The following is a 2436-nucleotide window of genomic DNA, read 5'->3' on the forward strand; positions in this document are numbered from 1 at the left end:
GGTCCGGGGCGGGTCCGGCCGCGGTGGGGGAGTCGGGGTCGGCGGGCCCGGACGACGCCCCCGCCGCGCGGATCGCCTCGGCCAGTGCGGCGACCGCCTCGGCCTGCCGGTCCGGGGCGGTGTGCTCCGCTTGCGTCATGTCAGCTCCTCACGGGCGGCGTCACAGTTCCGTCCAGCCCTGGTCCGGGTAGCGGTGCACCGGCGCCGAGACGTCGTCGAGCGCACCGCGGATCTCACCCGGAAGCGTAAGGGCCTCCACCGACAGGGCCGACTGCAGCTGGGCGGCGGTGCGGGCGCCGAGCAGCGCGCTCGCCACGCCGGGGCGGTCGCGGACCCAGGCGAGGGCGACCTTCAGCGGGCTGCTGGCGAGGCCGTCGGCCGCGGTGGCGAGGGCGTCGACGATGCGCCGGGACCGCTCGCCGAGGTAGGGCTGGACCACCGCGGCGTGGTACGCGGCGGCGCCCCGGGACTCGGGCGGCACGCCGTGCCGGTACTTGCCGGTGAGCACCCCGCGGCCGAGCGGCGAGGAGGCGAGCAGGCCGACGCCGGCGTCCAGGGCGGCGGGCAGCACCTCGCGCTCCAGGCCGCGCTGGAGCAGCGAGTACTCCAGCTGCGCCGCGGCGGGCGGGACCCGGGAGGGGTGGCCGTGGTGCCAGGCGCAGGCCTTGGCCAGCTGCCAGCCGCTGGAGTCGCAGAAGCCGGTGTAGCGGGCCCGTCCGGAGGCGACCGCCAGGTCGAGGGCGTGCAGCGTCTCCTCCAGCGGGGTGGCGGGGTCGTGGCCGTCGACCTGCCAGAGGTCGACGTGGTCGGTGCCCAGGCGGCGCAGCGAGGCGTCCAGGGCGGCCAGCAGGTGGCCGCGGGAGGCGTCGCGGCGGCGGCCCGGGCCGGCCGGCGCGCCCGCCTTGGTGGCGATGACCAGCTCCGCGCGGGGGACGAGGCCGTCGGTGAGCCGGGAGATCAGGTACTCGGCGCCGCCGTCGGCGTACGCGTCGGAGGTGTCGACCAGCGTGCCGCCGGCGTCGACGAAGGCCTTGAGCTGCTCGGCGGCCTCGTGCTCGTCGGTGTCGCGGCCCCAGGTCATGGTGCCGAGGCCGAGCCGGGAGACCTTCAGGCCGGTGCGGCCGAGGTGGCGCTGTTCCATCGGGACGGCCCTCCGGGTGCTGAAAATCCGCAGGTGGGGAGGGATCCCCCACGTCGGCAGAGCGTAGCGGCCGCGACACGCAGCGTGGCGGAGACCCGCGCGGCGGAGGTGACGCAGGCCACAGCTACCGGCCAGTAGCATGTCCGGCGGCGGCGCGGCTACCCTCGCCGTACGGACTGAAGGAAGGCGTGGCATCCCTATGCGACTCGGTATCAACCTCGGCTACTGGGGCCTCGGCATGGACGCCGACAACATCGCGGTCGCCCAGGAGGCGGACCGGCTCGGCTACGCGGTCTGCTGGGCCGCCGAGGCGTACGGCTCGGACGCCGCCACGGTGCTCAGCTACGTCGCCGCGAAGACCGAGCGGATCGACGTCGGCTCGGCGATCTTCCAGATCCCGGCCCGCACGCCCACCATGACCGCGATGACCGCCGCCACCCTGGACACGCTCTCCGGCGGCCGGTTCCGGCTCGGCCTCGGCGTCTCCGGCCCGCAGGTCTCCGAGGGCTGGTACGGCGTCAAGTTCGACAAGCCGCTGGCCCGCACCCGCGAGTACGTGGAGATCATCCGCAAGGCGATGGCCCGGGAGCGCCTCGTCCACGAGGGCGCCAACTGGACGCTCCCGCTGCCCGGCGGCCCCGGCAAGCCGATCAAGCTCACCGTGCACCCGGTGCGCGAGCACATCCCGCTCTACATCGCCGCGATCGGCCCGAAGAACCTGGAGCAGACCGGCGAGATCGCCGACGGGTGGCTCGGCATCTTCTTCGCGCCCGAGCACGCCGCGCTCTCCGTCGACCCGCTGCGGGCCGGCCGCGAGAAGGCCGGGCTCACCCTGGACGGCTTCGACCTCTGCCCCACCGTCACCATCTCGGTCGGCGACGACGTCAAGGCGGCCGCCGACGCCCAGCGCGACTACGCCGCCCTGTACATCGGCGGCATGGGCAGCAAGGAGAAGAACTTCTACAACCAGCTGACCCGCCGGATGGGCTTCGAGCAGGCCGCGGACGAGATCCAGGAGCGCTACCTCGCCCGCGACAAGGCCGGCGCCGCCGCCGCCGTCCCGCACGAGCTGATCGACGCCACCTCGCTGCTCGGCGACACCGCCCGGATCGCCGGCCGGATGCAGGCGTACGCCGACGCGGGCGTCACCACGCTGACCCTGGCCCCGGCCGGCTTCACCCTGGAGCAGCGGATCACCGCGCTGCGCACCGGCGTCGAGGCGCTGGAGCGGGCGGGCCAAGGCGGACACCGCCCCCCCCCACCAGAGGGTTGGGGCCGGGGGGGACACCCCCCCC

At 75.2% G+C, this 2436-nt stretch carries 2 protein-coding genes; one reads left to right on the forward strand and one right to left on the reverse strand.

From position 1 onward, the window contains the following. Positions 1-160: 160 nt before the first annotated feature. Positions 161-1141 carry an aldo/keto reductase gene (locus ACFV0G_RS38320; RefSeq protein ID WP_380558184.1) on the reverse strand — a complete coding sequence of 327 codons (981 nt, stop codon included), beginning with the start codon at positions 1139-1141 and terminating at the stop codon, positions 161-163. A 199-nt stretch (positions 1142-1340) separates the two neighbouring features. Between ACFV0G_RS38320 and ACFV0G_RS38325 the strand changes: the two genes are divergently transcribed. Further along, on the forward strand, positions 1341-2436 hold a 1096-nt coding region (locus ACFV0G_RS38325; protein ID WP_380558187.1), incomplete at its 3' end, for an LLM class F420-dependent oxidoreductase.

It is taken from the genome of Kitasatospora sp. NPDC059571 (assembly GCF_042735675.1).
Classification (GTDB): Bacteria; Actinomycetota; Actinomycetes; order Streptomycetales; family Streptomycetaceae; genus Kitasatospora.

What these genes read in the sequence shown, in the direction of transcription:
- ACFV0G_RS38320 (WP_380558184.1), bottom strand. Translation starts at nt 1,141, where the DNA reads ATGGAACAGCGCCACCTCGGCCGCACCGGCCTGAAGGTCTCCCGGCTC.